Genomic DNA, 26,381 nt, shown 5'->3' on the forward strand with positions numbered 1-26,381 from the left:
GACTCCCCCTGGCTGCGTTCCCGGCCGCAGCGAGGGTGAAGGTGCCGGGACTGCATCCTCGCCTGACGTGGACGACCGCCACCGAACCTGGGCGCGGCCAGGCGGTTCTGGGGGTCTCGGGGGGCGATTCGAAAACGTATAGATGAAGGTAAGGCCCTGATCAACGTTTCCGCTGATCAGGGCCTTACCTTTGGAGCCGCCTGACGGAATCGAACCGTCGACCTACGCATTACGAGTGCGTCGCTCTAGCCGACTGAGCTAAGGCGGCAACGGTCAATCAGTGTACGGCATCGCGGCGCCACCCCGGCCAGGGCCCGTCCCCCGGCGCGCCGCAACCGGACAGCGAGTGTCATACCTCCGGACTAGGCTCCCCCGGGTGACCGATGATCTCCCGCGCGACGGCATCGACCCGGACGATCCGGCGCGGCTCGCGGCGGCGGGGCCGCGGCCGGCGGAGGCGCAGCCACCCCGGCGTCGGCGGCCGGCCAGCATGGATCCGCACGAGCTCGGGTTCACGCCGCAGCGCCCGGTCGGCTGGCTGGCCCCGTTGCTGCTGCTCAACACCGGTCTGCGCACCCTTCTGGCGATCCTGTTCGGCGCCTACCTGGACAAGCGCGAGCTGCAGAACGCTCTGAGCGGCGACGTCTTCGAGCAGCCCGGCCGCGACGGTGAGTTGTGGCTGGACTACGTCTCCGACCTGGGCGACGGCTTCCACGCCACGTATTCGATCGCGTACCTGCTGGCGCAGCCGCGGCTGGAGATCGGCGGCCGGGTGCTGCCCCGCGGAGACGTGCTGGTGATGGGCGGCGACCAGGTCTACCCGGTGGCGAACGGCGACGAGTACGAGAACCGGACCAAGGGTCCGTACCGCGCCGCGCTGCCGGAGTCGCCGGCCGACGGGACGCGGCCCACGCTCTTCGCGTTGCCGGGAAACCATGACTGGTACGACGGGCTCACCGCGTTCCTCCGGCTCTTCGCGCGGCGCAAGGACGGGCACATCGGCGGATGGCGCACCCAACAGCGCCGGTCGTACTTCGCGGTGAAGCTGCCGTCGAACTGGTGGCTGTTCGCGATCGACGAGCAGTTCGGTGCGTACATCGACGATCCGCAGCTGCTGTACTTCGAGAAGGCGGCGGCCGGGGTCGGGCCGCAGGACCGGATCATCCTGCTGGCGCCGTCGCCGACCTGGGTGAAGGCCGCGGACAAGCCGGCCGCCTACGACGCGGTCGACTACTTCATCCGGACCATCCTGGCGCCGACCGGCGCGCACGTGCGGGTGCTGATCTCCGGCGACCTGCACCACTACGCCCGGTACAGCGGAGCCGACCGGGAACTGGTCACCTGCGGTGGCGGCGGGGCCTACCTGCTCGGCACGCAGGCACTGCCGGACCGGCTCACCGTGCCGCCGAAGGAGACGCTGACCCGCAACGCCAGCCCGAGCCGGGACTACGACCTGGCCGCGTCGTTCCCGGATCCGACGACCTCGCGGCGACTGGGCTGGGGCGTGTTCAAGCGGATCACGGTACGCAATCCCGGCTTCGCCACCATGCTGGCGATCGTCCAGACGCTCACGATGCTGGCCATGGTCGGCGCGTTCAGCAACGGTGGTGGGCTCGTCCAGCGGGTGTTCAGCATCCCGCTGATCGTGATGCTGTTGGTCGTGACGGGTGGTGCGGTGCTGTTCGCCCAACCACCCGACGCCAACTCCGACAAGCACGCCCGACATTGGATCCTCGGCATCCTGCACGGGTTGGCCCAGATCGCGCTGGCGGCCGGCGGCGCGTGGGTGTGGGTGCAGCTGCCGTTCCGGGACTGGGCGTGGCCCGGGCCGCTGGTCGTGGCCGCGGTGCTCTACGCGCCGGTCATCGGCTTCCTGACAACCCAGGTGGTCGCGGTCTACCTGGTGGTGGCGAGCCAGTTCAAGGTCAACGTGAACGAGTTGTTCGCGGCCCAGGGCATCGAGGACGCGAAGAGCTTCCTCCGCATGCACATCGCGGCCGACGGCACGCTGACCATCCACGCGATCGGCGTCGACAAGATCTGCCGGAAGTGGCGGGCCGACCCGGACGGGCCCGCCGACGCGCCGTGGTTGCGGCCGGAGGAGCCGTTGCACACCAGATTGATCGAGGAACCGATCGCGGTCACCGGGCCCGGCACCGGGCGACGACCGTAACCTGACTCCCCCGGCGCCCGGGTCGCCGGCCGGGGGTGGAGCGGCGGGTTCAGCCGTACCGTTCCTCGTGCGACTGCCGTGGCCCGCACACCGACGCGCGGCTGCAGGAGCACCGCGAGCCGTCCGCGTCCATCCGGACGACGACCGCGTCCTTGGGCACGCTGTGGGCGACCACGCGCCCGTCGCCCTCGGGCGTGGTGACGCGCGAACCGACGCTCGGCGCGGTCTCCTGGAACTTCTGGTACAGCGGGTGTTCGTACTTGAGGCAGCACATCAGCCGGCCACACGCCCCGGAGATGCGCAGCGGGTTGAGCGGCAGGTCCTGGTCCTTGGCCATGCGGATGGTGACGGGCTCGAAGTCGGTGAGGAACGTGGCGCAGCACAGGTCCCGGCCGCACGAGCCGATGCCGCCCTGCACGCGCGCCGAGTCGCGAGCCGACAACTGCCGCAGCTCCACCCGGCACCGGAGGGTGGCGCCGAGGTCCCGGACCAGGGAACGGAAGTCGACCCGGTGCGGTGCGGTGAAGTAGATGGTCGTCCGGCCGCTGCCGGTGCCGCCCTGCTCCAGCACGTGATCGACCGCGACCACCTTCATCGGTAGTTCGTGCGCCTTGATCAGCTTCTTGGCGGCGACCTTCGCCTCGGCCTTTCGCTTGCGGAGCAGCTCGTCGCGCCGCAGATCGCGTTCGTCGGCGAGGCCCGCCACCTTGGGGAAGGCGCCGGTCTCCTCCTCCACCCACTGTGCGGCCCAGACGCACTCCGCCACCTCGGGGCCGTCCTCGGTCGGCACCAGCACACGGTCACCCACCGCCGGCCGGAAGTCGCCCGGATCGAGGTAGTAGAGGCGGCCGTACCGGTTGAAGCTGACCGCGCACAGCATGCCCATGTCCTCACCTTACGACGAGAACCGACGAGTACGAAATGTGGGTATTTGAGCTACCCGCGTGGGTTGTCGCATTGATCGGACGCAACTGAGGTGATCGACCGTCGTTGAGCAGTCCCGTAGACGCCGCTCGTTGCGGCCCACCTCCGGGGAGGAACAATCATGACGTCCGCCAGGCCGCTGGCTGCCAGTGTCGTAGCGCTCGGGCTCGCCGGTGTGATCACCGCGCCGGCGCCGGCCCTCGCGGCACTCGCGCCTTGCGAACAGATCCAGCGGTACGCCGCACAGTCCGGCGCCGAGCTGCTCCGAATCCGCACACTCGACCGGGGACCGTTCGGCGTGACGTCCCGCGCGAATCCCGGCGCGGTGGGGCCGGGGACCGATGATGCCGGTCGTGGGGTGGGCGGTCCGGGCCGACCCGGCCGGGAGGCGGGCGGCCGTGGGCACGGCGTCGGCACCGCAGAGCACGGGCGAGTCAGACCCGGCACGGACCACAGGCAGGTCAGACCCGGCACGGACCACGGGCAGGTCAGACCCGGCACGGACCACGAGCAGGTCAGACCCGGCACGGACGTGCGCGGGACGACCGGGAAGGCGGCGTCCGGCCGGAACGTGGACGGAGCGTCCGAACGGGCGAAGCCCGGCAGGACCACGAGCGGGACGACCGAGGGCGGGCGCGCCAGCCAGCCGATCGAGGCCGGGCATGCCGGTGAGTCGGCCCTGGGTCGGGCCGGCGCAGGGACGCGGAGCGACCGTTCCGGTCCGGCCACCGACCCCCGCGGCGCTCCCGGCGCCGACCCCGAGGACGCCACCGGGTCGGCTGCCGTCTCCGAGGTGGGTGTGGCCGCGGTCAAGTCCGCATTCGTCACGAGCACCGCCCCGAACTCCGCCGCGGTCGGCCGGCTCCTCGGCATCGCCGGCACGTCGAAGCTGGCCGTACCCCAGATCCAGCAGGCGCCGCCCAGCAACGCCGAGGCCAGCAGGCGCGCCACGGCCGCCGGCGAGGCGGGACCGCTGTCGCTCGGTGCCGGCGTGCTCCGGTCTCATGCGCGGTGGGAGCGGGGCATGGCGTGCGGAGTTACCGCCGGCACCGTGACCCGGGCGGACGCCACGCTGCGTAACTCGGAGATCGCGCCGGCGGAGGGTGGGGCGCTGGTGGCCGTACCCGGGACGGGTCGGAGCGTGAGCACGACGGCGCTGGAGCGGCATGCCGGGGCGGCACGCACCGTGGCGTCCGCGTCGGTGGATACCGGGCGGATCGATCTGCTCGGCGGCGCGGTCCGTGTCACGGTCCAGAAGCCGCCCACGCTCCTGACCAGCATGTCCACGTCGGACGGCGGGGAGGTGCGCTACGTTCCCGCGGTGGTGACGGTGTCCGGGGAGGACGTCGAGACCGTCAAGCTGGACGCCGCCGGTGACAGCGTGGAGGTGGCGCTCGACGGACCTGCCGGGCCGCGCACCGAGTCCGCGGGGCGGCTCGTGGGTGGCGTGCCGCTGGCGCTACCCGTCGTTCCGGAGGTGCCGTCACTCGGTGTGCCGGAGGCGGCCAGGGTCGCGGGCCCCGGTACGACGCTGCGAGTCTCGATCGGCGACGTCCGTCAGGCCACCGACGGGCATGCCGTCGCGGCTCGCGCCAGTGCGCTCACGATCGCGTTGACCCAGGGCGCGACCGGTCCGGGGTACGCGGACCGCCCGGCCCGCGTCCTCCTCGACCTGGACGTCGGGGTGCTCGAGTCGGCGTCGGTCGCCCCCGAGCCCAGCGGTGCCGGCGGCGGCGTCCCGGCTGCCGCGGATGATCTGCCGGTGACCGGTCCGCGGGTCGACCTGCTCGCCCTCGGCGGCGTCGGACTGCTGATCGCCGGGACCGTGGCACTCGTCTTCGGTCTGCGGAAGCGGCGTTTCCGGGCTTGACCGCGTGCTCGCTCCGCACCGGGCCCCGGCCCGGGGACAAAGCGCCACGGCCCGGCCAAGCACCGGGCACCACCGCCAGGTCAAGCGTCGAGTGCCACCGCAAGGTCTGCCGAGACGGTGGCCACCTCCTGCGCCGCCGCGTAGCTGGTCGCGATCGTCTCGAGGACGCGCGCCGCCACGTCCGCCGCCGCAGCCAGGTCGCCGGCCGAGGGCAGGCCGGCGTCCACATCCGCGTCCGCGGACAGGCTCAGCGCCTCGGCGGAGGTGAGCACCTCGGCCAGCACCGCCGCCAGGCCGTCGCGGGCGGCGGTCATCCAGTCGAACATCGCCTCGGCCAGGGCGGCGGTGGCCTCCAGCCGTCCGTCGAGGTTGTCGGGGCCGCCGCTGAGGTGGGCGGCGGCGCGGCGGCGGGCGGCGTCGTAGGCGTCGGCCGCGTCGCCGGTCCACTCCGCGGGCGGCGGGAGGGAGGCGGCCACCCGGGCACAGGAGCGGGCGCCGGCCCTCAGCTCGGCTGCGGCGTCGGCCAGGTCGCCGGGTCGCAGGGCGGCGACCGCCTGCACCGCTTCCCACGGCAGCAGGCGCACCCGGCGAAGGTGCCGCCAGACCTCATGGTCGGCCGGCGCACCACCGGCCGACAGCACCTGGTCGACGCGCCGGAGCAGCGGGCCGGCCGTCTCCAGGAGTGGATCCAGCCGATCCATCACCGCACCCGGCTCACGACAGCTCACGCTCGAGGCGACGGCCGACGGCGTCGTCGGTCTCGGTGTACTGCCGGGCGGTGGTCCGCACGTCGGCGGCCATCCCGGCGAGCATCGCCGCGGCGTCGACCGCCTCGCGGGAGCGGGCCGCGAGCACGGCGTGCCATCGGGCATACAGCTCGCGGCCGATCCGGCCGGGCGCCCCGGCGTCGTCGGCACCGAACGCGGCCGCCGGGACGGCCAGCGCCGCGACGCTCCGGTCCACAGTGGTCAGCGTGTCGGCGGCGGCGTCCAGCGTGGATGCCAGGTGGTCCACGGTCATCGTTCCTCCAGCGACCGGAACGTCCCGAAGATCTCGGCGTGCAGTTTGTCCCGGGCCCAGCGGGCCGCCTCGGCCGCGTCGGCGACCACGGCCTGCACCTCGCGGGCCAGGTCACCCGCGCTGCGATTCTGCAGGCTGCCGCGGATCCGTACGTCAGTGATGTCGCCGGCCGCCGTCACCAGAACCTCCACGGTGTCATCGGGCGAGTGCACGGACACGACGTGCCCGGTGACCGCTTTCTCGAACTCGGCGCGCAACACGTCGATGCGGCGATAGCGCTCGATCGCCTCGTCGATCCACGCCTCGTCGATCTCGCGGGCCATCCACAGGGCTCCTCACCGGGCGTACCGCCGTGATTGCGTTACGACACCGAACCGTACCCGGTCCAGTGAACCCGGCGCACCCATCAATCTGTCCCCTGTGGATAAACCCCAGCTCAGCCCTTCCAGAGATTGAGCATCATCGCTTCCACCGCGATTTTGGGCTTCACGTTCTGCTCGATCGCGTCCCGGCAGGCGAGTACCGCCTCGAGCCGGCGCAGCGTGCTCTCCGGCGTCCACTTCTCCGCGGCCGCCGCGGACAGCGCGGCGGTGTCCCGGTGCACCACAGGGACCGGTGCACGCAGCTTGGTGACCAGTACGTCGCGATAGAACCCGGCCAGGTCGACCAGCGCCCGGTCCAGCGCGTCCCGCTGCGACCGGGTGGCCCGGGACTTCTGGCGGCGTTCCAGGTCCTTCAGTTGCCCGGCGGCGCCGCGCATGGCACCCGCGGCACCCCGGCCGGTGCCACCGGCGCCGAGTGCCTGCTCCAACGCGGCGCGTTCCGTGGTGTCGTTCTCCGTCACGGCCGCCGCGGACTCCGCCTCGGCCGCCTCGATGAGCGCCGACGCGGCGTCGAAACAGGCGCCCACCCCGGTCAGGCGGCGCGGCACGGCCAGCACGGCGTCCCGCCGCCCGCGGGCCTCGGCGTCGCCGGCCAGCCGCTTCGCCCGGCCCACGTGTCCCTGCGCGGCCGCCGCGGCCCACGCCGCGACGTCGGGGGCGATGCCGTCGCGGCGCACCAGCACCTCGGCCACCGCCTCGGCGGGAGGTTGCCGCAGCGGCACCACCCGGCACCGCGACCGGATCGTCACCGAGATGTCGTCCGGGTGGGTGGAGGGCGTGCAGAGCAGGAACACGGTCCGCGGCGGCGGCTCCTCGATCGCCTTCAGCAGCGCGTTGCCGGCCGCCTCGGTGAGCCGGTCGGCGTCCTCCACCACCACCGCCTGCCACCGGCCGCCGGACGGTGCGGTGCCCGCCCGAAGCACCAGCGCGCGCATCTCGCCGACCCCGATCGACAGACCTTCGGGTACGACGAACCGCACGTCCGCATGGGTGCCGCCGAGCACGGTGTGACAGCCGTGGCACTCGCCGCAGCCGGTGCCCTCGCGCTCGCACTGCAACGCCGCGGCTAGCGCGCGGGCGGCCACCGACCGGCCCGACCCGGGTGGCCCGGTGAAGATCCAGGCGTGGGTCATCGCGCCGTTGCCGGTGGCCGTACCCGCAACGATCCGGGCGGCCGACGCCGCGGCCTGCCGCAGGGTCTCGACCGCCTCGTCCTGCCCGACCAGGTCCGCGAAAACGCTCACGGCGACCAGTTTGCCGTGCTCATCGTCGCGGGCCAACCTCGCGGTCCCCGGACGGGTCGTCCTTCGGCTGGCGGCCGGCCCGCTCGTCGGCAACGGCCGGTCCGCCGTCGCGGCCGGCGGCCTCGCGGCCGGCGGTCTCGCGGCCGGCGGTCTCGCGGCCGGCGGTCTCGCCGCTGACGGTCTCGCCGCTGACGGTCTCGCCGCTGACGGTCTCGCCGCTGACGGTCTCGCCGCTGACGGTCTCGCCGCTGACGGTCTCGCCGCTGACGGTCTCCCGGCGAACGGTGTCGCCGCTGACGGTGTCGCCGCTGACGGTCTCCCGGCGAACGGTGTCGCGGCTGGCGGGGCCGTGCGGGGCCACGTGCGGCGCGACGGCCGGCGGCGCGGCCAGGTCGGGGGCGGCCAGGTCGGGGCCGGGGGGCATCGCGGTCGGTGCGTCGGCCGGATGCGCGTCGTCGCCGGCCGCGAGCAGGCCGCGCAGCCGTTCGTGCACCACCTCGGCGATCTCGTCGGCCGGGCGGGCCGCGTCGAGCACCAGGTAACGCTTCGGGTCGGCGGCGGCCAGGTCGAGGAACGCGTACCGGACCCGCTCGTGGAACGATCGGGACTCGTTCTCCAGCCGGTCGGTGCCGAGGCCGCGGGAGTCGACTCGGGCCAGGCCCACGCCGGGATCGACGTCCAGCAGCACCACCAGGTCGGGCTTGAGCCCGCCGGTGGCCCAGGACGACAGCCAGGAGATCTCCTGGACCGGCAGGGTGCGCCCGGCGCCCTGGTACGCGAGCGACGAGTCCACGTACCGGTCGCTGATCACCACCGCGCCGCGCGCCAGCGCCGGCCGGACGACGGTGGCCACGTGGTGCGCCCGGTCGGCGGCGTAGAGCAGCGCCTCGGCGCGGGGCGACGGCGCGTCGGCGCCCTCGCCGTTGGAGAGCACGAGGGTACGGATCCGGGCGCCCATGTCCGTCGCGCCCGGCTCGCGGGTCACCACGACGTCGTGACCACCTGTCCGCAGCGCTTCGGAGAGCCGGGTGACCTGGGTGGACTTGCCCGCGCCCTCGCCACCCTCGAAGACCACGAAGACGCCGTGCCGGGTGAAGTCCTCGCCGGGTGACAGCGGGCGGCCGCGGATCGAGCTGAACAGGTCGGCCAGCACCGGTACGCCGCGCTTGTCGTCCATCTGGCGGAACGCACTGATCCCGGTCCAGACGCCGATGACGCCGGCGACGAGCAGCAGGATGCGGGTGGACGAGATGTCGACCGACAGGTCGCCGACCGCGATGGTGCGCGAGCTGCCCAGGCCGACCAGGACACCGGCCAGCGAGATGGCCAGCAGCAGCACGAGCCGGGCGCCGATCTGCACCACGGCGAAGACCCGGCCGCGTACCTCGTCGTTGACCTGACCGCCGAGCAGGGTGACGCCGGCCAGGAACGCCATACCGGCGCCCGCGCCCACGAAGAGCGCGCCGAACAGCGCCATGGAGAGGTGGAACGCCACGGACAGGAAGCCGACCGCGCCGCTGGCGAGCACGATGCTCATGCCGAACCAGCGGCGCCGGGACAGCTCCTTGACGATCATCGGGCCCAGGCCGATGCCGGTCGCGAGACCGATGAACAGGGTGGCGAACAGCAGGAAGAACGCGGCGTCACCGGCACCGAGCGAGGCGGTGAAGAAGCGGGCGGTGCCGATCACGATGCCGGCGCCGGCGAACGCGCCGAAGATGCCGAGCACCAGGCCGCGGACGAACGGGGTGCCGCCGATGTACTTCCAGCCCTCGACGAACTGCCGGAACATGGACGTCTCGGCGTTCTTCTCCCGGCGTTCCCGGTGGCCCTCGCTGATCTCCTTGATGCCGAAGAAGACCACCGCCGCGGTGGCGGCCCGGGAGAACGCGTTGATCCAGAGCGCGATCTGCACCGGCTCGGCCCAGTCGGGCAGGCCGCCGATCGGGCCGCGGACCACACCGTCGAGGGCGGCGAGCGCGAGCGCCGCGAGGATCGGGGTGATGCCGTACGTGGTGATCAGCGTGAGCTGGTTGGAGACCTCGAGCCGGCCCTTGGGGATCAGGTTGGGGACCGCGGCCTCCTTCGCCGGGATCCACATCAGGGTGATCGTCTCGCCGATGAAGGTGGCGATGACCGCCCAGGTCACGGTGAGGCCGCCGGAGTCGCTGACCAGCGCGACTGCCGGGATCGAGCCGTACACCAGGAAGCGCAGGATGTCGCAGATGACCATCGTGTAGCGCCGGTCGAACCGGTCGGCCATCACGCCCGCGATCGGGCCCAGCAGCAGCGCCGGCAGCAACCGGATCGCGATGGTGCTGCTGAACGCGCTGCCCTGGGCCACGCTGCCGGTCACCTGCTGGGCGGCGAACAGCGCGGTGGCCAGGGTGCCGATCCAGTCGCCGAACGAGGCCACGCTGAGCACCAGCCACAGGCGGCGGAACGGCCGGATACGCAGCACCGAGCGCAGCGCCGCGGCGCCGGACAGGTCGACCGGCCCGGCATCGTTGCGCTTGGCCGCAGCTTCGGTGTCGATCGCCTTACCTCCCGTGGTCACCGAGCACTGTATCTGTCCTACGCAGGGGGGATGGCCCCGCACGTTCGAGTGGCGCAGAGATGAACCTATTTCGCATTGGCCGTTGTCGAGATAGCGTGCTCGCGTGATCGCCCCACGCCCAGGACTGCGCGAGCGCCTCGATCTCGCCACCGCCCATCTCGAGACCCCGCTGGCGGTGGTGGACCTGGCCGCGTTCGACGGCAACGCCGACGCGCTGGAGACCCGGTCCGGCGGCAAGCCGATCCGGGTGGCGAGCAAGTCGGTGCGCTGCCGTGACCTGCTGCGCCGGGTGCTGGCGCGGCCCGGATGGCACGGCGTGATGGCGTACACCCTGCCGGAGGCGATCTGGCTGGTGCGCACCGGCGTCAGCGACGACGTGCTGGTGGCGTACCCGACGGTGCATCGCTCGGCACTCGCCGAGCTGACCGCGGACCCGCGGCTGGCCGCGGCCGTCACCCTGATGGCGGACCACCCCGCGCACCTCGACGTGGTGGACCAGGTCACCCCGCCCGGCGGCCGCCCGGCGGTACGGATCTGCCTGGAACTGGACGCCTCCTGGCGGCCCGGCGGGGCGCTGCACGTCGGCGTGCGCCGCTCCCCGGTGCACACGGCCGCGCAGGCCGCGGCGCTGGCCCGGCGGGTGGTGTCGCGGCCCGGCTTCCGGCTGGTCGGCATGATGTCGTACGAGGCACAGATCGCCGGCCTGGGCGACGCACCGCCCGGACAGGCCATGCGGGGCCGGGCGATCCGGCTGATGCAACGCCGCTCGTGGACCGAACTCACCGACCGCCGCGCCGCCGCGGTCGCCGCCGTCCGCGAGCACGCCGAGCTGGAGTTCGTCAACGGCGGTGGCACCGGCAGCCTGGCCGAGACCGCGGCCGACCCGTCGGTGACCGAGGTGACCGCCGGCTCCGGGCTGTACGGGCCCACCCTGTTCGATCAGTACACGAACTGGCGGCCCACCCCGGCCGCCCTGTTCGCGCTGTCCGTGGTGCGCCGCCCGGCTCCCCGCATCGCCACCGTGCTGGGCGGCGGCTGGATCGCCTCCGGCCCGCCCGCCGCGTCCCGGCAGCCGGCACCGTACCTGCCGGAGGGCCTGCGGTTCCGGGGCGACGAGGGCGCCGGCGAGGTGCAGACGCCACTGGTCGGTCCGGCCGCGGCCCGGCTCCGGCCCGGCGACCGGGTGTGGTTCCGCCACGCCAAGGCCGGCGAGCTGTGTGAGCACGTCAACGAGGTGCACCTCGTTGACGGCGACACGGCCACGCCGGCCCCGACGTACCGGGGCGAGGGACATGCCTTCCTGGGCTGACGGGTCAGGCGTTCACGTGGCGGTGCAGGTACTCCCGGATCATGCCCTTGGCCTCGTTGATGACCGCCTCGTCGCCGCCCGGGTCACGGCGGAACGCCAGCTTGATCAGCGCGTCCGCGGCCTCCACCGCCATCTGCAGCGCGAACCGCAGGCGCACCCGGTCCATCAGCTGGAACTGGTCGACCAGCAGCTCGGCGAGACGCTCCGCGATCACCGCGTTGTTGTCCCGCTCGGCGTCCAGCAGGTGCAGGTCCACCACGTCACCGAAGTGCAGCGTGCGGAAGCCCGGCACGCTCCGGTGCATGGTGATGTACGCGTCGATCGCCGCATCCACGCCGTCCCACCAGTGCGCGAACGTCTCGTTGGCGAACCGGGCGGACAGGCTCTGCAGGTACGCGTCCATGTTGCGCATGGCGAGCGCCTGCACGATTGCCCGTTTGTCCGGGAAGAACTGGTACACGGAGCCGATGGCCACTTCGGCCCGCTCGGCGAGCAGCGTGGTGGTCAGGCCCTCATAGCCGACCTCATCGACCAGCTCGGCGCAGGCGTCGAGCATGCGTTGGACCCGGGCAACGCTTCTGCCCTGCACCGGGACCCGCCGCAGCGGCCCGGTGGTGACGGTTGGTGTCGACACGCGTCGCCACTCCCTCTCAGCAGTGATAATCGGAACGTTACTCGGATCAACGAGCGAGCCGCATCGACGGGACGCCGAGGACCCACGGCACGTCCCGTTTTGTGCGACTGTCCGCTCGTGGGAGGGACACGCCCGGATGACCAGTGACCTCAGAGCCCCGATTGCGTCCCCCCGCTGGCGCAATTGGAGCGGCCATGAGCAGGCCGTCGCGTCGGACGTCCTCGCCCCTGGCAGGGTCGAGGAGGTGGCCGCGCTCGTCAAGTCGGCGTCGGAAACCGGACGCCGGATCAAGGTCGTCGGCAGCGGGCACTCGTTCAACTCCATCGCGGTCGCCGAGGACCAGCGGATGCACCTGAACCGGCTGGCCGCTCCGGTGTCGGCCGACGGCCCGCTGGTCACCGTGCCGGCCGGGACGACCTTGGCCACGCTCAACGCCTGGCTGGCGGAACATGGTCTGGCCGTACCCAACCTGGGCGACATCGACTCCCAAACCGTGGCCGGCGCCATCGCCACCGGCACCCACGGCACCGGCCTGGCCCACTCCACCCTGGCCTCCTGCGTGGCCGCGCTCACCCTGGTCGCCGGCGACGGCTCGGTGGTGCGTGTGGACTCGTCGGACCCGATCTTCCCGGCCGCGCGGCTCGGCCTCGGCGCGCTCGGCGTCGTGGTCGACGTGACGCTGCGGTGTGTGGACGCGTTCACGTTGTGCGCCGACGAGCGACCGATGCCGCTGGCCGAGGCGCTGGCCCGGCTCGACGACGACCTCGCGAGCAACGAGCACGTCGAGTTCTACTGGCACACGTCCACCGACTGGGTGCAGCTCAAGCGCAACAACACCGTCCCGGCCGACGACCGCCCGCTCTCCGCCTTCCGGCGCTGGCTGGACGACGACTTCCTGTCGAACACGGTGTACCAGGGGGTGTGCCGGCTGGGCCGGGCGATCCCGGCGACGGTACCCACGATCAACGCGGTCGCCGTGCGGGCGCTGGCCGCCCGCACCTACACGGGCCGCTCCGACCAGGTCTTCTGTACGCCGCGGCGGGTGCGGTTCAACGAGATGGAGTACGAGGTCCCGCGCGCCGCCATGCCCGAGGTGATGACGGCCCTCCGGCGGATCGTCGACCGGCTGCCGTTCAAGGTGCAGTTCCCGGTCGAGGTGCGGTTCACCGGCCCGGACGACGTGTGGCTGTCGCACGGGTACGGCCGGGAGTCGGCGTACTTCGCGGTGCAGCAGTTCGTCGGCAGCCCGTACGAGCCGTACTTCCGCGCGTTCGAGGCGGTGTGCGCACCGCTGGGCGGCCGGCCACACTGGGGCAAACTGCACTATCGGGATGCGGATTCGCTACGGGCGGCGTACCCGAGGTTCGACGACTTCCTGGCCGTCCGCGACCGGCTGGACCCGGGCCGGGTCTTCACCAACGCCTACCTGGACCGCGTCCTCGGCCGCTGAACCGGGTTATCCACAGACTTGTCCACAGGCACGGCGCGAGGCTGTGGACTCGGTCAGGCTGAGTCCGTGCATCACTTCCTGACCAGGCAGGCCGGCGTGCTCACGACGGCGCAGGCGCTGCGGCATCTCTCCGCCAAGACCGTCCGGCATCGGGTCGCGGCGGGACGATGGCAGCAACCACACCGCGCGATCCTGGTGACCCACAACGGGCCGATCGATGTGGAGCAACGCCGGTGGATCGCGGTGCTCGGCATCGGGCACCATGCGGTGCTGGCCGGCAGCACCGCAGCCGAGGCGGCGGGACTTCGCGGCTTCACCGACCCGACCGTGCACGTTCTGATCCCGCACGGCCATCGACCGGAGAGGGTGCCGTCGGGAGTGACCGTGCACCGGACCGCGGCGTGGCGAGACTCCGACGTGCTCTGGACCGGCCGCCCGCCGCACACCAGGATGGCCCGGTCGATCGTGGACGCCGCGCAGTGGGCCCGCACCGACGATGACGCCCAGGCGCTGGTCGCCGCCGCATTCCAGCAGCGGCTGACGACCGAGCGGGACATGCGCGACATCCTGGAACGGCTGACCCGGGCCCGGCGGCGACGACTGATCGCGCTAACCGTGGCGGACGCCGCGGGTGGCGCCCATTCGCTCAGCGAGGTCGACTTCGGCAGCCTGTGCCGCCGTCATCGTCTGCCGGCCCCGTCGCGTCAGGTGGTCCGCAACGATGCGGTCGGTCGCCGCCGGTACCTGGACGTGCTCTTCGAGGAGTGGCACGTGCACGTCGAGATCGACGGAGGTCAACACCTGGAGGTGCGACACGCCTGGGCAGACATGCAGCGGCAGAACGACCTGTGGACGGCGGGTGAGCGAGTGTTGCGCTTCCCGGCGTGGGCGGTGCGCCGGGAGCCGGATGCGGTGGCGGCGCAGGTGCGGGCGGCGCTGCGAGCAGCCGGATGGCGCGGCACCCTCTGACATCGGCCATTCCGAGCCAGTCCGGCGCCCGAGCGACCAGCCCGGCACCCGAGCGACCAGTCCGGCGCCCGAGCGACCAGCCTGGCACCCGAGCGACCAGCCCGGCACCCGAGCGACCAGCCTGGCACCCGAGCGACCAGCCCGGCACCCGAGCGACCAGCCCTCCGCCCGAGCGCCGACCGGTCAGGCGGCGCAGATCTTGGAGGCACGACGGAATCTTGGCGCCAAACTGCCCCTATAGGGGCGCAGCGCCTCCAAGATCTGCGGGCGCCTCCAAGATCTGCGGGTGCCTCCGGCCCTACTCCGCCGAGGCGGTGGCCTTCGCGGGCGCCGCCTTCTTGGCCGCCGCCTTCTTCGCCGCGGTGGGCGACGCATTCGACGTCTTCTTCGCCGGGGTCGCCTTCTTCGCCGCCGTCTTCTTGGCCGGCGCCTTCTTCGCGGCAGCCTTCTTGGCCGGCTCCTTCTCCCCGGCGGCCTTCTTCGCGGTCGCCTTCTTCCGCGGCGCCGGTCCCTTGGCCCGCTTCTCCGCCAGCATCTCGGACGCCTGCTCGACGGTCAGTTCCTCCGGCGTCTGCCCGCGGCGCAGCGACGCGTTGTACTCGCCGTCGGTGACGTACGCCCCGAAGCGGCCCTCCTTGATCACCAGCGGCTTCTCGGTGACCGGGTCGGGGCCCATCTCGCGCAGCGGCGGCGCGGCGGCGCGGCGCTGGCGGGTCTTCGGCTGGGCGAGCAGGGCCAGCGCCTCGTCCAGGGTGACCGTGAACAGCTTGTCCTCGCTGTCCAGGGAGCGGAAGTCGTTGTCGCGCTTGACGTACGGCCCGTAACGGCCGTTCGCGGCGACGATCTCCTTGCCGTCCGGGTCCTTGCCCACGGTCCGGGGCAGCGTCAGCAGCTTGAGCGCTTCGTCGAGGGTCAGCGAGTCCGGCGTCTGCGTCTTGAACAGCGACGACGTGCGGTCACCGCTCTGCACGTACGGGCCGTAGCGACCGGATCGCAGCTGGACCGGTTCGCCGGTGGCCGGGTCGTCGCCGAGGCTGCGCTCACCGCCGCCGCCGAGGTACAGCTCGTCGACCTTCTCGGGGGTCAGCTCGTCGGGTGCCACGCCGTCCGGGATGGAGACCCGGTCGCCCTCCGCGGCCTCGACCGGGTCGGTCGACGTGGAGCGCTGCAGGTACGGGCCGAACCGGCCGACGCGTACCACCACGTGGCGGCCGTCGTCGTCGGTGAACAGCGGGATGGAGTTGACCGAGCGCGCGTCGATCTCGCTCAGGTTCTCGGTCACCATCTTCTTCAGGCCGCCGGCCTTGGCGATGGAGTCGTCCGCGCCGAGCTGGCTGCCGAAGTAGAAGGAGGTGAGGAAGTCCAGTGCCGCGTGGTCGCCGCCGGCGATCTCGTCGAGCTGGTTCTCCATCGCCGCGGTGAAGTTGTAGTCGACCAGCCGGGGATAGTGCTGTTCCATCAGCCCGATCACGGCGAACGCGATGAACGACGGGATCAGCGCCTGGCCGCGCTTCTCGACGTACCCCCGGTCCTGGATCGTCCGCATGATCGACTCGTACGTCGACGGGCGTCCGATGCCCAGCTCCTCCAGGGCCTTGACCAGCGACGCCTCGGTGTAGCGGGACGGCGGCGAGGTGTGGTGGCCGACGGCGGCCAACTCCTCGGCGGTCAGCGGCTGGTCCTTGGTGAGGTTCGGCAGGCGGCGCTCGGCGTCCTCGGCCTCGGCGTTCTCGTCGTCGGACGACTCGACGTAGGCGCGCAGGAAGCCCGGGTCGGTGATCGTCTTACCGGTGGCGGCGAAGTCGACCTCCTCGCCCGCGGTGGAGATCGCCCGGATGCGCACCGAGATCGAGTTGCCGACCGCGTCGGTCATCTGCGAGGCGACCGTGCGGCGCCAGATCAGCTCGTACAGCTTGAACTCGTCGGTGGACAGTTCGTTGGCGACCTCGCCGGGGGTGCGGAAGTTGTCGCCGGCCGGGCGGATCGCCTCGTGTGCCTCCTGCGCGTTCTTCACCTTGCCGGTGTAGCGGCGCGGCTGCGGCGGCACGTTGTCCGGTCCGTACAGTTCGGCGATCTGCCGGCGGGCGGCGGTCAGCGCGGTCTCGGAGAGGTTCACCGAGTCCGTACGCATGTAGGTGATGTAGCCGTTCTCGTACAGCCGCTGCGCGGTGCGCATCGTGGACGAGGCGGAGAACCGCAGCTTGCGGGCGGCCTCCTGCTGGAGCGTCGAGGTGATGAACGGCGCGTACGGCCGGCGCCGGTACGGCTTCTCCTCGACCCGGGTGACGGTGAACGGCCGGCCCTCCAGGCGCGCCGCGAGCCCGCGGGCCCCGTCGCCGTCGAGGTGCACGACCTGCGCGCCGGGCCGGACCTTGCCGGTGGTCGGCTCGAAGTCCTTGCCGGTGGCGATGCGGTCACCGTCGAGCGCGATCAGGGTGGCACTGAACGACCTAGGGCCCTCGGCCTTGTCCAGGACCGCGAGCTGGGCGTTGATGTCCCAGTACTCCGCGGACCGGAACGCCATCCGCTGACGCTCCCGCTCGACGACGATGCGGGTGGCCACGGACTGGACGCGCCCGGCGGACAGGCGGGGCATCACCTTCTTCCACAGGACCGGGCTGACCTCGTACCCGTACAGCCGGTCCAGGATGCGCCGGGCCTCCTGCGCGTCCACCAGGTCGCGGTCGATCTCCCGCGGGTTGGACACCGCGGCCTGGATCGCCGGCCGGGTGATCTCGTGGAAGACCATCCGCTTGACCGGAACCTTGGGCTTGATCGTCTCGACCAGGTGCCAGGCGATGGCCTCGCCCTCGCGGTCCTCATCGGTGGCGAGGAGGATCTCGTCGACCTCTTTCGCCAGCTTGGTCAGCTTGGCGATCTGCGCCTTACGGTCCGCCGACACCACGTAGAGCGCGTGGAAGCCGTTGTCGACATCGACGCCGAGCCGCGCCCACGACTCGCCCTTGTACTTGGCGGGCACATCGGCTGCGTTGCGTGGCAGATCCCGGACATGCCCGAAGGAGGCCTCGACGAAATAGTCGGGCCCCAGGTAACCGGCGATCGTCTTGGCCTTCGACGGGGACTCGACGATGACCAGACGGGTCGTCCTGGTTTCACTCGGCACGGCACTCCCACACTTCTTACCCGGCGGCTGCGCACGCCCTCGGCGCACAGACTTCCAACGTAACGCGCCGGACGGGTTGGCATTCCCCGGGCTACCGGGGAGCCGGATGGTAACGGTCCGGCCACCGCACGCGTCCGACGGCGACACGGTACACCGCCGACATGCCGTCGTGTCGCACACAATCGGAGAAGATCACGCGCCCGCGCCGTTCGGCCAGAACTCCTCCGGGGCCGCCTCGGGCCGGTCCCCGACCAGCTCAGCGAGCCGCGCGAGGCTTTTCCTACCCTCGATCAGGTAGTGCAGTCCGTCTTCCGACACGGATCCCGGCAGCCCCACGCGCCGCAGGGCGGAATCGACCGGTTCCACACTTTTGCCGGGATCGAGGCCCAGTGCGTAGCCGTCACCGCCCGGCGTGCCCGCGGCCGCGACCCACAACCGCAACCGCGGGCCGCTGAGGAAGAGCTGATCGGCCGCCGCCGGCCAGGCGCGGGCCAGACCGTTCAACCGACTGGAGTACGCCGTCCGGACTTCGAAAACCGCAACACCGGGTCCCGGTCTGCCGCGGGCGGCTCCGGGCCCGCCGCCGCCCCGCGCACTGTCGCCGCCCCGCGCACTGCCGCCGCCCCGCGCACTGCCGCCGCCCTCAGTTTCCGGCCCGCCGTCGCCTTCGCCGTCCGGGCCCGGCTCGCCGGCCTCCGGCGGGCCCGCACGGCCACCCGCGCCAGGTTCGCCAGCGCCTGCCCCGCCCTGGCCGTCGCCACCCGCGCCACGCTTTCCGGCGGCAGGCCCGCCGCTCGCGGTCTCGCCCTCGGTGTCCTGGAGGTCGGCGCCACGGCCGCCGATGCTCGGGCCGGCGGGCAGGTCGTCCGCGTCGGGCACGTCGGTCGGCGCGGCGGCCGGATCGTCGCCGCCGGCATGCGGCGGTGCGACCGGCTCCGGCGGGGCGCCGTCGCTGCGTACACCTTCGAGCAGGGGTAGCCACTGCACCACCAGCCCGCGGCTGACCAGCTCGGCCACCAGCACGTGCACCCGCCAGGCCGCATCGACCGGCACCGACACCCGGGCCGTGCCGCCCATCCGGCCGAGCCGGCCGGGGCCGGCGAGCAGGCCGGCCAGGTCGGCCGGGGACGGCTCGGTGGTCTCCGCACCGAAGATCGTCAGCTGGCGGCCGGCGTCGGCGGCTGACGGCGGACCGGGCACCCCGGCCACCGCGCGCCGGCCGGATCGGGCCGACCGGGACCGCACCGGCGCGGGCAGCACCTCGCGCGGTATCAGCGGCCAGCCGGGCTCGGCCATGGTCAGCGGCGCTCCTCCACCGGTGTCACCGGCACTCGGGCACTTCGTCGAAGGCTCTCTTGAGGTCCTCGGAGTCCAGCCGGCTGGTGTCCAGTGAACTCTGCTGGTATTCCGTGTTGAGCTTGTCGACCACGGCCGACACCTTCGTGTAGAACTCCGCCGACGGGCTCGTCGCCAGCGCCTCGATGCCGGTGCGGGCCCGGCCGTAGGCGTCCCGCATGGCGCCCAGCGACGCGACGAAGCTCGTCGCCACCCGCTCGCCGTTGTCCACGTCGGGCACGCCGGCCCGCTCGACGCCGGCCCGGGCCTGCTCGCTCGCCGACTCCGCACCGCGGAACAACCGGGTCAGATTCTCCTTGGCCTGCGCGGGGGTGGTGGCCGCGGTCATCTGCTGCTGGGTGCGACTGGTCAGGGTGCCGATCTCGGCCCGCCACGGTGCGAGCGCGGCGCACACCGAGGCGGCCCAGGCCCGTGGGCCCGCTCCGCTGGAGCAGCCGACCAGGGATGCGCACAGAACTACAACGGTGAGGAGGACAGTCGGTCGAGCCGGACGCATGGCATGGAGAGTACGGCCAGGGTGCGACAGGACTTCACGGTATCGCCGACGAAGGGGCACCCGGCCGGAGACCGGATGCCCCTTCGCTGGCGTTTCAGCAGGTCAGGCGCTGACTCGCTCCGAAGTGGAGGACGTCGGCGCGTCCTCGCCCATCGAGATCGGCTTGCGCTTGCTCCACACCACGGCAGCAACGATGATCAGGGCCGCCACCACCGCGATCGCGATCCGCAGCGGGGTGTTCTCGTCGTTCCCGATGCTCCACGCCACGACCGCCGGGGCGATCAGCAGCGAGACCAGGTTCATCACCTTGAGGAGCGGGTTGATGGCCGGGCCGGCGGTGTCCTTGAACGGGTCACCGACGGTGTCACCGATGACCGTGGCGGCGTGGGCCTCGGAGCCCTTGCCGCCGTAGTTGCCGTCCTCGACCAGCTTCTTGGCGTTGTCCCAGGCGCCACCGGAGTTGGCCAGGAACACGGCCATCAGGGTGCCCGTGGCGATCGCACCGGCCAGGTACGACGCCAGCGCGCCGGCGCCCAGGCCGAAGCCCACCGCGATCGGCGCCATGATCGCCAGCAGGCCCGGAGTGAGCAGCTCGCGCTGCGCGTCCCGGGTGCAGATGTCGACCACCCGGCCGTACTCGGGCCGCTGGGTGCGGTCCATGATGCCGGGGAACTCGCGGAACTGGCGCCGGACCTCCATCACCACGGCGCCCGCGGAACGCGAGACCGCGTTGATCGCCAGGCCGGAGAAGAGGAACACCACCGCGGCGCCGATCAGCATGCCGACCAGGTTGCGCGGGTCGGCCACGTTCAGCAGGTTGAGGATCTCCGTACCGATGGCCTCGGCCGTGATGCCCGCCTCCGCCAGCGACGTGCGCAGCGTGTTGATGTACGAGCCGAACAGCGCGGTGGCGGCCAGCACCGCCGTGGCGATCGCGATGCCCTTGGTGATCGCCTTGGTGGTGTTGCCGACCGCGTCCAGCTCGGTCAGGATCTGCGCGCCCCGCTCGTCGACGTCACCGGACATCTCGGCGATGCCCTGCGCGTTGTCCGAGATCGGGCCGAACGTGTCCATGGCGACGATGACGCCGACCGTGGTGAGCAGGCCGGTGCCGGCCAGCGCCACCGCGAACAGCGACAGCGTGAGCGAGGTGCCGCCCAGCAGGTACGCACCGAACACGCCGGCGCCGATCAGCAGCGCGGAGTAGACCGCCGACTCCAGGCCGACGCTGATGCCGGCCAGCACGACGGTGGCCGCGCCGGTCTGCGACGACTTGCCGATGTCCTGCACCGGACGCCGCTCGGTCTCGGTGAAGTAACCGGTCAGCGCCTGGATGGCGGCGGCCAGCACGATGCCGATGACGACCGCGCCGATGGCCACCCACTGCGGGTTGCGCCCGCTGTCGAGCACGGCCTGGTCGATGCCGGCGTCGGCACCGAAGCCCGCGAACGTGTTCGGCAGGTAGATGAAGCTGACCACGGCCACCACGACCGCGGACAGCACCGCGGAGATGTAGAACGCCCGGTTGATGGCGGTCAGGCCGTTCTTGTCGCTCGGCCGCAGCCGGGTGATGAAGACACCGACGATCGCGATCAGTACGCCGACCGTGGAGACGATCAGCGGGAAGATCAGGCCGTCCTGGCCGAACGCGGCCTGGCCCAGGATGAGCGCCGCGACCAGCGTGACGGCGTACGACTCGAACAGGTCGGCCGCCATGCCTGCGCAGTCACCGACGTTGTCGCCCACGTTGTCGGCGATCGTCGCGGGGTTGCGCGCGTCATCCTCGGGGATGCCCTGCTCCACCTTGCCGACCAGGTCCGCGCCGACGTCGGCGGCCTTGGTGAAGATGCCGCCGCCGACCCGCATGAACATGGCGAGCAGCGCGGCGCCGAAGCCGAAGCCCTCGAGCACGGTCGGTGCGTCGCCCCGGTAGATCAGCACGACCACCGCGGCACCGAGCAGGCCCAGGCCGACAGTGAGGAAGCCGACCACACCACCGGTGCGGAACGCGATGCCCATCGCCCGTTCCCGGCCGCCGGACTCACCCGCGGCCGCCGCCACGCGCAGGTTCGCGCGGGTGGCGAGCGCCATGCCGGCGCCGCCGATGAACGAGCTGAAGACCGCGCCGACGATGAAGAACAGCGACCGGCCGATCTTGACCGCGGTCTCGTTGTCGGTGCTGTGCACCGGAAGCAGGAACAGCAGTACGACCGCGACGACCACGAAGATGGCCAGCGTCTTGAACTGCCGGAACAGATAGGCCGACGCACCTTCCTGGACGGCGCCGGCGATCTCCTGCATGTTGGTGGTGCCGCGACCCGCGGACAGCACCGACTTGACGAACGCGGCGGCGAAGCCGAGCGCCACCAGCGCGAAGACCACCGCGACGATGACGTATGTGACGTTGGAACTCGTAAGGGACACCCCGCCGCTTTCCGCGGCGAAGTTTATGGAGGTCCCGGACATCAATGTCCTCCTGTACACCGACCGCACCCGGGCGGCGGACGATCCCGGCCGGGCGCATCCCTACTAGGGGAGACGACAACGGTCCCGCGGGCGCGGGACCAGGAGCAGTAGCTGACAACTCGCGTACTGTATAGGCCGGTGGTGGTGATGGTCACACCCGGATCCGGCCGTGTCGCGGTGATGTTCGCCGCTGTGTTAGATCCCGGTTGATGGGGTAAGCGGCTTTGTTCGATCTCTGCGGAGGTTGAGACTCTTTCGCACACGCGGCATCGGCCGCGCCCGGGCGGCTTCGCGGGCTGCCGTCTCAGCGGCGGGTGACCGGCCAGACCATGCGGACCTCGGTGCCGGCGCCGTCCGCCACCGGGCGCACCTGGAGGTCATCGACGAACCCGGCGAGCAGTGCGAAGCCGACACCGGTGGTGAGCGCCTCGTCGGTCAGCGACTCGTCGGCCAGCTCGTCCGGCGGCAACTTGGCCAGGCCGATACTGGCGTCGATCGGCGCGTGGTCGATGACCCGGACGGCATATGAGTCCGAATCAGACATTTCGACCGTGACCAGGTCGGGCAGGCCGTACTGGCGATGCAGGGCCACCGCCCGGGTGCACGCCTCGCCGATGGCCAGCCGGACCTCGTCGAGCAGTTCCTCGGCGACCCCCGCCCGCCGAGCCACCGCCACGCCGACCAGCCGGGCGGTGCGTACGTGCACCGGCGCCGGGGAGAAGGACAGTCGGACCGTCGCCATCACGAAGTCGGACCGGAGCCGTCGCGATCGTCAGGCGTCGAGGTGGCCGCCTCGACCGAGGGGTAGATGGGGAAGACCTGGTCCAGCGCGGTGATCCGGAAGATCTTCAGCAGCGGTTCCTTCGAGCAGACCAGACCGAACGTGCCACTCGCGGCACGCAGCCGCTTGAGGGCACCGACCAGCACGCCGAGGCCGGTGGAGTCGAGAAACTCGACCCGACCGAGATCCACCACGACGTTGCGTGCGCCGGCGTCCACCAGCTCGACGAGGCGTTCGCGCAACCTCGGAGCGGTGTACACGTCGACCTCGCCACCGACCTCGAGCACGGTGTGCTCATCGACGGTGCGGGTCGCCAGCGACAGCTCCATCGTTCCTCCTCACCTCGGGGGCGGGCACGGCGTAGCCGATCTCCCCAGCGAATCTAACCACCGTCTGTCATCCCGCGACGCGTGGCACCCTCCCGTCCTACCCGTTTGAGGTTCGGGGCATTCCGGTGTCAGAGTGCAATGCGTGACGTCCACCGTGCCCTTGTCCTCGCTGGGGCCCGCTGAGCTGCTGCACCGGCTGCGCGCCCGCGGCACCGCGACGGCGGAGTCACCGATCACGCACGTCGAACGGGTACCGGCCCGGACCGGCCGCCCGGCACCGTGGCCGGACTGGACGCCGCCGGCCCTGCGGTCGGCGCTGACGGACAACTGCGGGATCACCGCGCCCTGGGAACATCAGGCCGCCGCGGCCGAGCTGGCGCACGCCGGCACGCACGTCGTGCTCGCCACCGGCACCGCGTCGGGCAAGTCCCTGGCGTACCAGTTGCCGGCCCTGACCCGGCTGCTGGACGACCCGCGGGCGACCGTGCTCTACCTCTCCCCGACCAAGGCGCTGGCCGCCGATCAGTTGCGCGCCGTCGCGCGCCTGGATCTGGAGGGGGTACGCCCGGCCACCTACGACGGCGACACCCCGCGCGAGGAACGCGAGTGGATCCGGCAGCACTCGCGGTTCGTGCTGACCAACCCCGACATGCTGCACCACTCGCTGCTGCCCGGGCACGCCAGGTGGGGCGTGTTCCTGCGCCGCCTGGCGTACGTGGTGATCGACGAGTGCCACACCTATCGGGGCGTGTTCGGCTCGCACGTGGCCCACGTGCTGCGGCGGCTGCGCCGGCTCGCGGCCCAGTACGGCGGCAGCCCCGTCTTCGTGCTGGCGTCCGCGACCAGCGGCGACCCGGCCGACGCCGCCACCCGGCTGACCGGCGTGCCGGTGCGGGCGGTCACCGAGGACGCCTCGCCGCGCGGGGCGGTGACGTTCGCGCTGTGGGAACCGCCGCTGCTACCGCCCGAGCACGGATGGGAGCTGGGGCCGGGCGCGGCTGCGGTGCCGATGCCCCGGACCGAGGTGGAGCCGCCGCCGGTACGGCGGTCCGCGTTGCGGGAGACCGCCGATCTGCTCGCCGACGCGGTGTCGGCCGGCACCCGGACGCTGGCGTTCGTGCGGTCCCGGCGCGGCGCCGAGGTGGTCGCCACCATGACCCGCCGGGCGCTCGACGAGGCGGTGCCCGGCCTCGGTGACCGGGTGGCGGCGTACCGGGCCGGCTATCTCCGGGAGGACCGCCGGGCGATCGAGCGGGCCCTGCTCTCCGGCGAACTGCTGGCCCTGGCGTCGACCAACGCCCTCGAACTCGGCGTCGACCTGGTCGGCCTGGACGCGGTCCTCATCTGCGGCTATCCGGGTACCCGGGCGTCGCTCTGGCAACAGGCCGGGCGCGCCGGCCGGTCCGGCGGCGAGGCGCTGGCCGTGCTGGTGGCCCGGGACGATCCGCTGGACACGTACCTGGTGCATCATCCCGAGGCACTGTTCGGCCGCCCGGTGGAGGCGACCGTGCTGGACCCCACCAACCCGTACGTGCTGGGCCCGCAACTGTGCTGCGCCGCGTCCGAGGCGGCGCTGACCCCGGCGGACCTGGCCCTGTTCGGCGGCACCCCGGCGGCCGAGGCGGTGCAGGCGCTGACCGAGGCGGGTGCGCTGCGGCGCCGGCCGTCCGGCTGGTACTGGACCCACCGCGGCCGGCCGGACGTGGATCTGCGCGGCACCGGAGGCGCACCGATCTCCGTGGTGGAGTCGTCCACCGGGCGGCTGCTCGGCACGGTCGATCCGGCGTCGTCGCACGCCATGCTGCACACCGGCGCCGTGTACCTGCACCAGGGCGTGACGTACCTGGTCGACGACCTCGATCTGGAGGACGCGATCGCGCTGGTGCACGCGGAGGAACCGGACTGGTCCACGCACGCCCGGGACGTCACGAACCTGTCCGTGGTCGAGGTCCGCGAGTACGTCGACGCCGGCCCGGTCGGGCTGTTCCTCGGCGAGGTGGACGTGACCAACCAGGTGGTGTCGTACCAGCGCCGCCGCATCGGGTCCGGCGAGGTCATCGACACCAAGCCGCTCGACCTGCCGGTACGCGAGCTGCGTACGGTCGCGGTCTGGTTCACCGTCTCGCCCCGAGCGCTGGCGGCCGCCGGCGTGGAGCCGTCCGACATACCCGGCGCGCTGCACGCCGCGGAACACGCCGCGATCGGGTTGCTCCCGCTGATGGCCACGTGCGACCGCTGGGACATCGGCGGCCTGTCCACCGCGAACCATCCGGACACCGAGGCCCCCACGGTCTTCGTCTACGACGGACACCCCGGCGGTGCCGGCTTCGCCGAGCGCGCGTACGGCACCGCGGCCGCGTGGCTGCGCGCCACCCGCGAGGCGATCGCATCCTGTGGCTGCGAGAACGGCTGCCCGTCGTGCGTGCAGTCACCGAAGTGCGGGAACGGGAACAACCCGCTCGGCAAGGACGCCGCGGTCGTCGTCCTGGACGCGGTCCTGTCCAGCCTGGAGTCGAGCTCCGGTACCGGATAGACCGGCCCGGCCCGGGCCACCGCGACAGCGAACCGGGTCACCCTCGGCAGCGGCGTGGTCGCCACCCGGACCTGCACGACGATCTCCAGCCCGTCCACAGTGCATCGGGCCAGACGGCCGGCGTTCGCGGCGACGTACCGGGACGCCGCCGCGCAGGCCGCCGCCGGGCCCTCGACCGCGCGCGCCGCCCCGGCGAGCGCACCGAGGTCGGCCGCGGTCCGGGCCTGGTGCCGCCCGACCCGCGCGGCGCCGACGGCCGCGCCGGCCAGGCCCGCGCAGACCAGCACGAGACCGACCGCCAGCACCAGCACGGACGCCGCTCCACGGTCGCCGCGCCCCCTGTCCGGCGCCGCCCGGCAGTTCTTTCCGGGCCCGGTCACGGCGCTACTCCGGTGGCGGACGGCTCGCGGGCCGCCACCGCACGGCCCTCCACCGTGAACACCGGAAGGTCGCCGCTGAGCACCCGGATCCGGCAACGCACCACCACCGTCACCGATTCCGGATCCAGCCGGACCGCGACGTCGGCGCCGGGCGGCGCGATCCGGCCGGCCGCCGCGGCACCGGAATCGTCGCGCGCCGCGGCCAGCGCACCGTCCCGGGCGGCGTCCACGCACTGCGCCTTCGTGGCCACCGCGCCGACCGCGGTGAGCCCGGCGAGCAGAAGGAGCATGAGCGCCGGCAGCCCGGCCGCAAGCTCGGCGGTGAACGATCCCCGCTCCCCGCCCACGTTCCCGGCCCGGCCGGTGCGGTGCTCGCGCCCGGG

Annotated in this window: 20 protein-coding genes, 1 tRNA gene and 1 pseudogene; 6 read left to right on the forward strand and 16 right to left on the reverse strand. The window is 72.4% G+C overall.

The genetic code is table 11. The annotated features are described in order from the left end of the window. Nucleotides 1–191: 191 nt before the first annotated feature. Nucleotides 192–268, reverse strand: a tRNA-Thr gene (locus LDL48_RS16975). 222 nt (nt 269–490) lie between these two features. On the opposite strand from LDL48_RS16975, the gene LDL48_RS16980 reads away from it, so the two are divergent. Then, nucleotides 491–2,173: a metallophosphoesterase gene (locus LDL48_RS16980; RefSeq protein WP_225256201.1), complete on the forward strand. Its 1,683-nt coding sequence runs from the start codon at nt 491–493 to the stop codon at nt 2,171–2,173. Nucleotides 2,174–2,222: 49 nt separating this feature from the next. Here the strand turns inward: LDL48_RS16980 and LDL48_RS16985 are convergent, their stop codons facing one another. Then, the gene (locus LDL48_RS16985; protein WP_225256102.1) at nt 2,223–3,059 is read right to left on the reverse strand and encodes a PSP1 domain-containing protein; all 837 of its coding nucleotides are present in this window, start codon (nt 3,057–3,059) and stop codon (nt 2,223–2,225) included. Between the two features lie 570 nt (nt 3,060–3,629). On the opposite strand from LDL48_RS16985, the gene LDL48_RS16990 reads away from it, so the two are divergent. Next, nucleotides 3,630–4,967: a hypothetical protein gene (locus LDL48_RS16990; RefSeq protein WP_225256103.1), complete on the forward strand. Its 1,338-nt coding sequence runs from the start codon at nt 3,630–3,632 to the stop codon at nt 4,965–4,967. An 80-nt stretch (nt 4,968–5,047) separates the two neighbouring features. Here LDL48_RS16990 and LDL48_RS16995 read toward each other — a convergent pair whose 3' ends face one another. The 5 genes from LDL48_RS16995 to tmk form a co-directional block, all read right to left on the reverse strand. After that, complete coding sequence (locus LDL48_RS16995) at nt 5,048–5,668, reverse strand: hypothetical protein (protein WP_225256104.1); 621 nt, start codon at nt 5,666–5,668, stop codon at nt 5,048–5,050. A gap of 13 nt (nt 5,669–5,681) precedes the next feature. Further along, nucleotides 5,682–5,987: a hypothetical protein gene (locus LDL48_RS17000; RefSeq protein WP_225256105.1), complete on the reverse strand. Its 306-nt coding sequence runs from the start codon at nt 5,985–5,987 to the stop codon at nt 5,682–5,684. Beyond that, complete coding sequence (locus LDL48_RS17005) at nt 5,984–6,310, reverse strand: YbaB/EbfC family nucleoid-associated protein (protein WP_225256106.1); 327 nt, start codon at nt 6,308–6,310, stop codon at nt 5,984–5,986. Before LDL48_RS17005 ends, LDL48_RS17000 begins: the two co-directional genes overlap by 4 nt. Nucleotides 6,311–6,423: 113 nt before the next feature. After that, a complete protein-coding gene (locus LDL48_RS17010) occupies nt 6,424–7,614 on the reverse strand; it encodes a DNA polymerase III subunit delta' (protein ID WP_225256107.1) in 1,191 nt (396 codons plus the stop codon). A gap of 19 nt (nt 7,615–7,633) precedes the next feature. Then, nucleotides 7,634–10,039 carry a dTMP kinase gene (tmk, locus tag LDL48_RS17015; RefSeq protein WP_225256202.1) on the reverse strand — a complete coding sequence of 802 codons (2,406 nt, stop codon included), beginning with the start codon at nt 10,037–10,039 and terminating at the stop codon, nt 7,634–7,636. 235 nt (nt 10,040–10,274) lie between these two features. Here tmk and LDL48_RS17020 point away from each other — a divergent pair, with 235 nt between their 5' ends. Further along, on the forward strand, nt 10,275–11,480 hold the full coding sequence (locus LDL48_RS17020) for an amino acid deaminase/aldolase (protein ID WP_225256108.1): 1,206 nt from the start codon (nt 10,275–10,277) through the stop codon (nt 11,478–11,480). Nucleotides 11,481–11,484: 4 nt separating this feature from the next. On the opposite strand, the gene LDL48_RS17025 is transcribed toward LDL48_RS17020, so the two are convergent. Next, nucleotides 11,485–12,114 (reverse strand): TetR/AcrR family transcriptional regulator, encoded by a 630-nt coding sequence (locus LDL48_RS17025; RefSeq protein WP_225256109.1) that lies wholly within the window; start codon nt 12,112–12,114, stop codon nt 11,485–11,487. Between the two features lie 136 nt (nt 12,115–12,250). On the opposite strand from LDL48_RS17025, the gene LDL48_RS17030 reads away from it, so the two are divergent. Together LDL48_RS17030 and LDL48_RS17035 are read left to right on the forward strand one after the other, a co-directional pair. Continuing rightward, complete coding sequence (locus LDL48_RS17030; RefSeq protein WP_225256110.1) at nt 12,251–13,564, forward strand: D-arabinono-1,4-lactone oxidase; 1,314 nt, start codon at nt 12,251–12,253, stop codon at nt 13,562–13,564. Nucleotides 13,565–13,630: 66 nt separating this feature from the next. Beyond that, nucleotides 13,631–14,533, forward strand: a complete 903-nt coding sequence (locus tag LDL48_RS17035) for an endonuclease domain-containing protein (RefSeq protein ID WP_225256111.1) — start codon at nt 13,631–13,633, stop codon at nt 14,531–14,533. 298 nt (nt 14,534–14,831) lie between these two features. Here the strand turns inward: LDL48_RS17035 and topA are convergent, their stop codons facing one another. From topA to LDL48_RS17065, 6 genes are all read right to left on the reverse strand, one after another. Then, nucleotides 14,832–17,657, reverse strand: coding sequence for a type I DNA topoisomerase (gene topA, locus LDL48_RS17040; protein WP_225256112.1), 2,826 nt, complete (start codon nt 17,655–17,657; stop codon nt 14,832–14,834). A 192-nt stretch (nt 17,658–17,849) separates the two neighbouring features. Then, nucleotides 17,850–18,953: a hypothetical protein gene (locus tag LDL48_RS45045; protein WP_372472131.1), complete on the reverse strand. Its 1,104-nt coding sequence runs from the start codon at nt 18,951–18,953 to the stop codon at nt 17,850–17,852. A gap of 25 nt (nt 18,954–18,978) precedes the next feature. Next, a complete protein-coding gene (locus tag LDL48_RS17050; protein WP_225256113.1) occupies nt 18,979–19,509 on the reverse strand; it encodes a hypothetical protein in 531 nt (176 codons plus the stop codon). A gap of 102 nt (nt 19,510–19,611) precedes the next feature. Next, entirely contained in the window at nt 19,612–21,975 is a 2,364-nt protein-coding gene (locus LDL48_RS17055) for a sodium-translocating pyrophosphatase (RefSeq protein WP_225256114.1), read from the reverse strand. Between the two features lie 304 nt (nt 21,976–22,279). Continuing rightward, nucleotides 22,280–22,720, reverse strand: coding sequence for an ATP-binding protein (locus tag LDL48_RS17060; protein WP_225256115.1), 441 nt, complete (start codon nt 22,718–22,720; stop codon nt 22,280–22,282). Then, nucleotides 22,717–23,085, reverse strand: coding sequence for an STAS domain-containing protein (locus tag LDL48_RS17065; protein ID WP_225256116.1), 369 nt, complete (start codon nt 23,083–23,085; stop codon nt 22,717–22,719). The genes LDL48_RS17060 and LDL48_RS17065 overlap by 4 nt, the downstream gene beginning before the upstream one ends. A gap of 133 nt (nt 23,086–23,218) precedes the next feature. On the opposite strand from LDL48_RS17065, the gene sftH reads away from it, so the two are divergent. Beyond that, entirely contained in the window at nt 23,219–25,618 is a 2,400-nt protein-coding gene (gene sftH, locus LDL48_RS17070; RefSeq protein ID WP_225256117.1) for a DEAD/DEAH box helicase, read from the forward strand. On the opposite strand, the pseudogene LDL48_RS17075 reads toward sftH, so the two are convergent. Together LDL48_RS17075 and LDL48_RS17080 are read right to left on the reverse strand one after the other, a co-directional pair. Beyond that, nucleotides 25,618–25,998 (reverse strand): annotated as a pseudogene (locus LDL48_RS17075) (Rv3654c family TadE-like protein); the annotation flags it as partial. The gene sftH and the pseudogene LDL48_RS17075 sit on opposite strands and share 1 nt — an antisense overlap. After that, complete coding sequence (locus LDL48_RS17080; protein ID WP_504785490.1) at nt 25,995–26,288, reverse strand: TadE family type IV pilus minor pilin; 294 nt, start codon at nt 26,286–26,288, stop codon at nt 25,995–25,997. The gene LDL48_RS17080 and the pseudogene LDL48_RS17075, both read right to left, overlap by 4 nt. Nucleotides 26,289–26,381 lie beyond the last annotated feature (93 nt).

The sequence above is a fragment of the Jidongwangia harbinensis genome, assembly GCF_020216025.1.
In the GTDB taxonomy this organism is placed as follows: domain Bacteria; phylum Actinomycetota; class Actinomycetes; order Mycobacteriales; family Micromonosporaceae; genus Actinoplanes; species Actinoplanes harbinensis.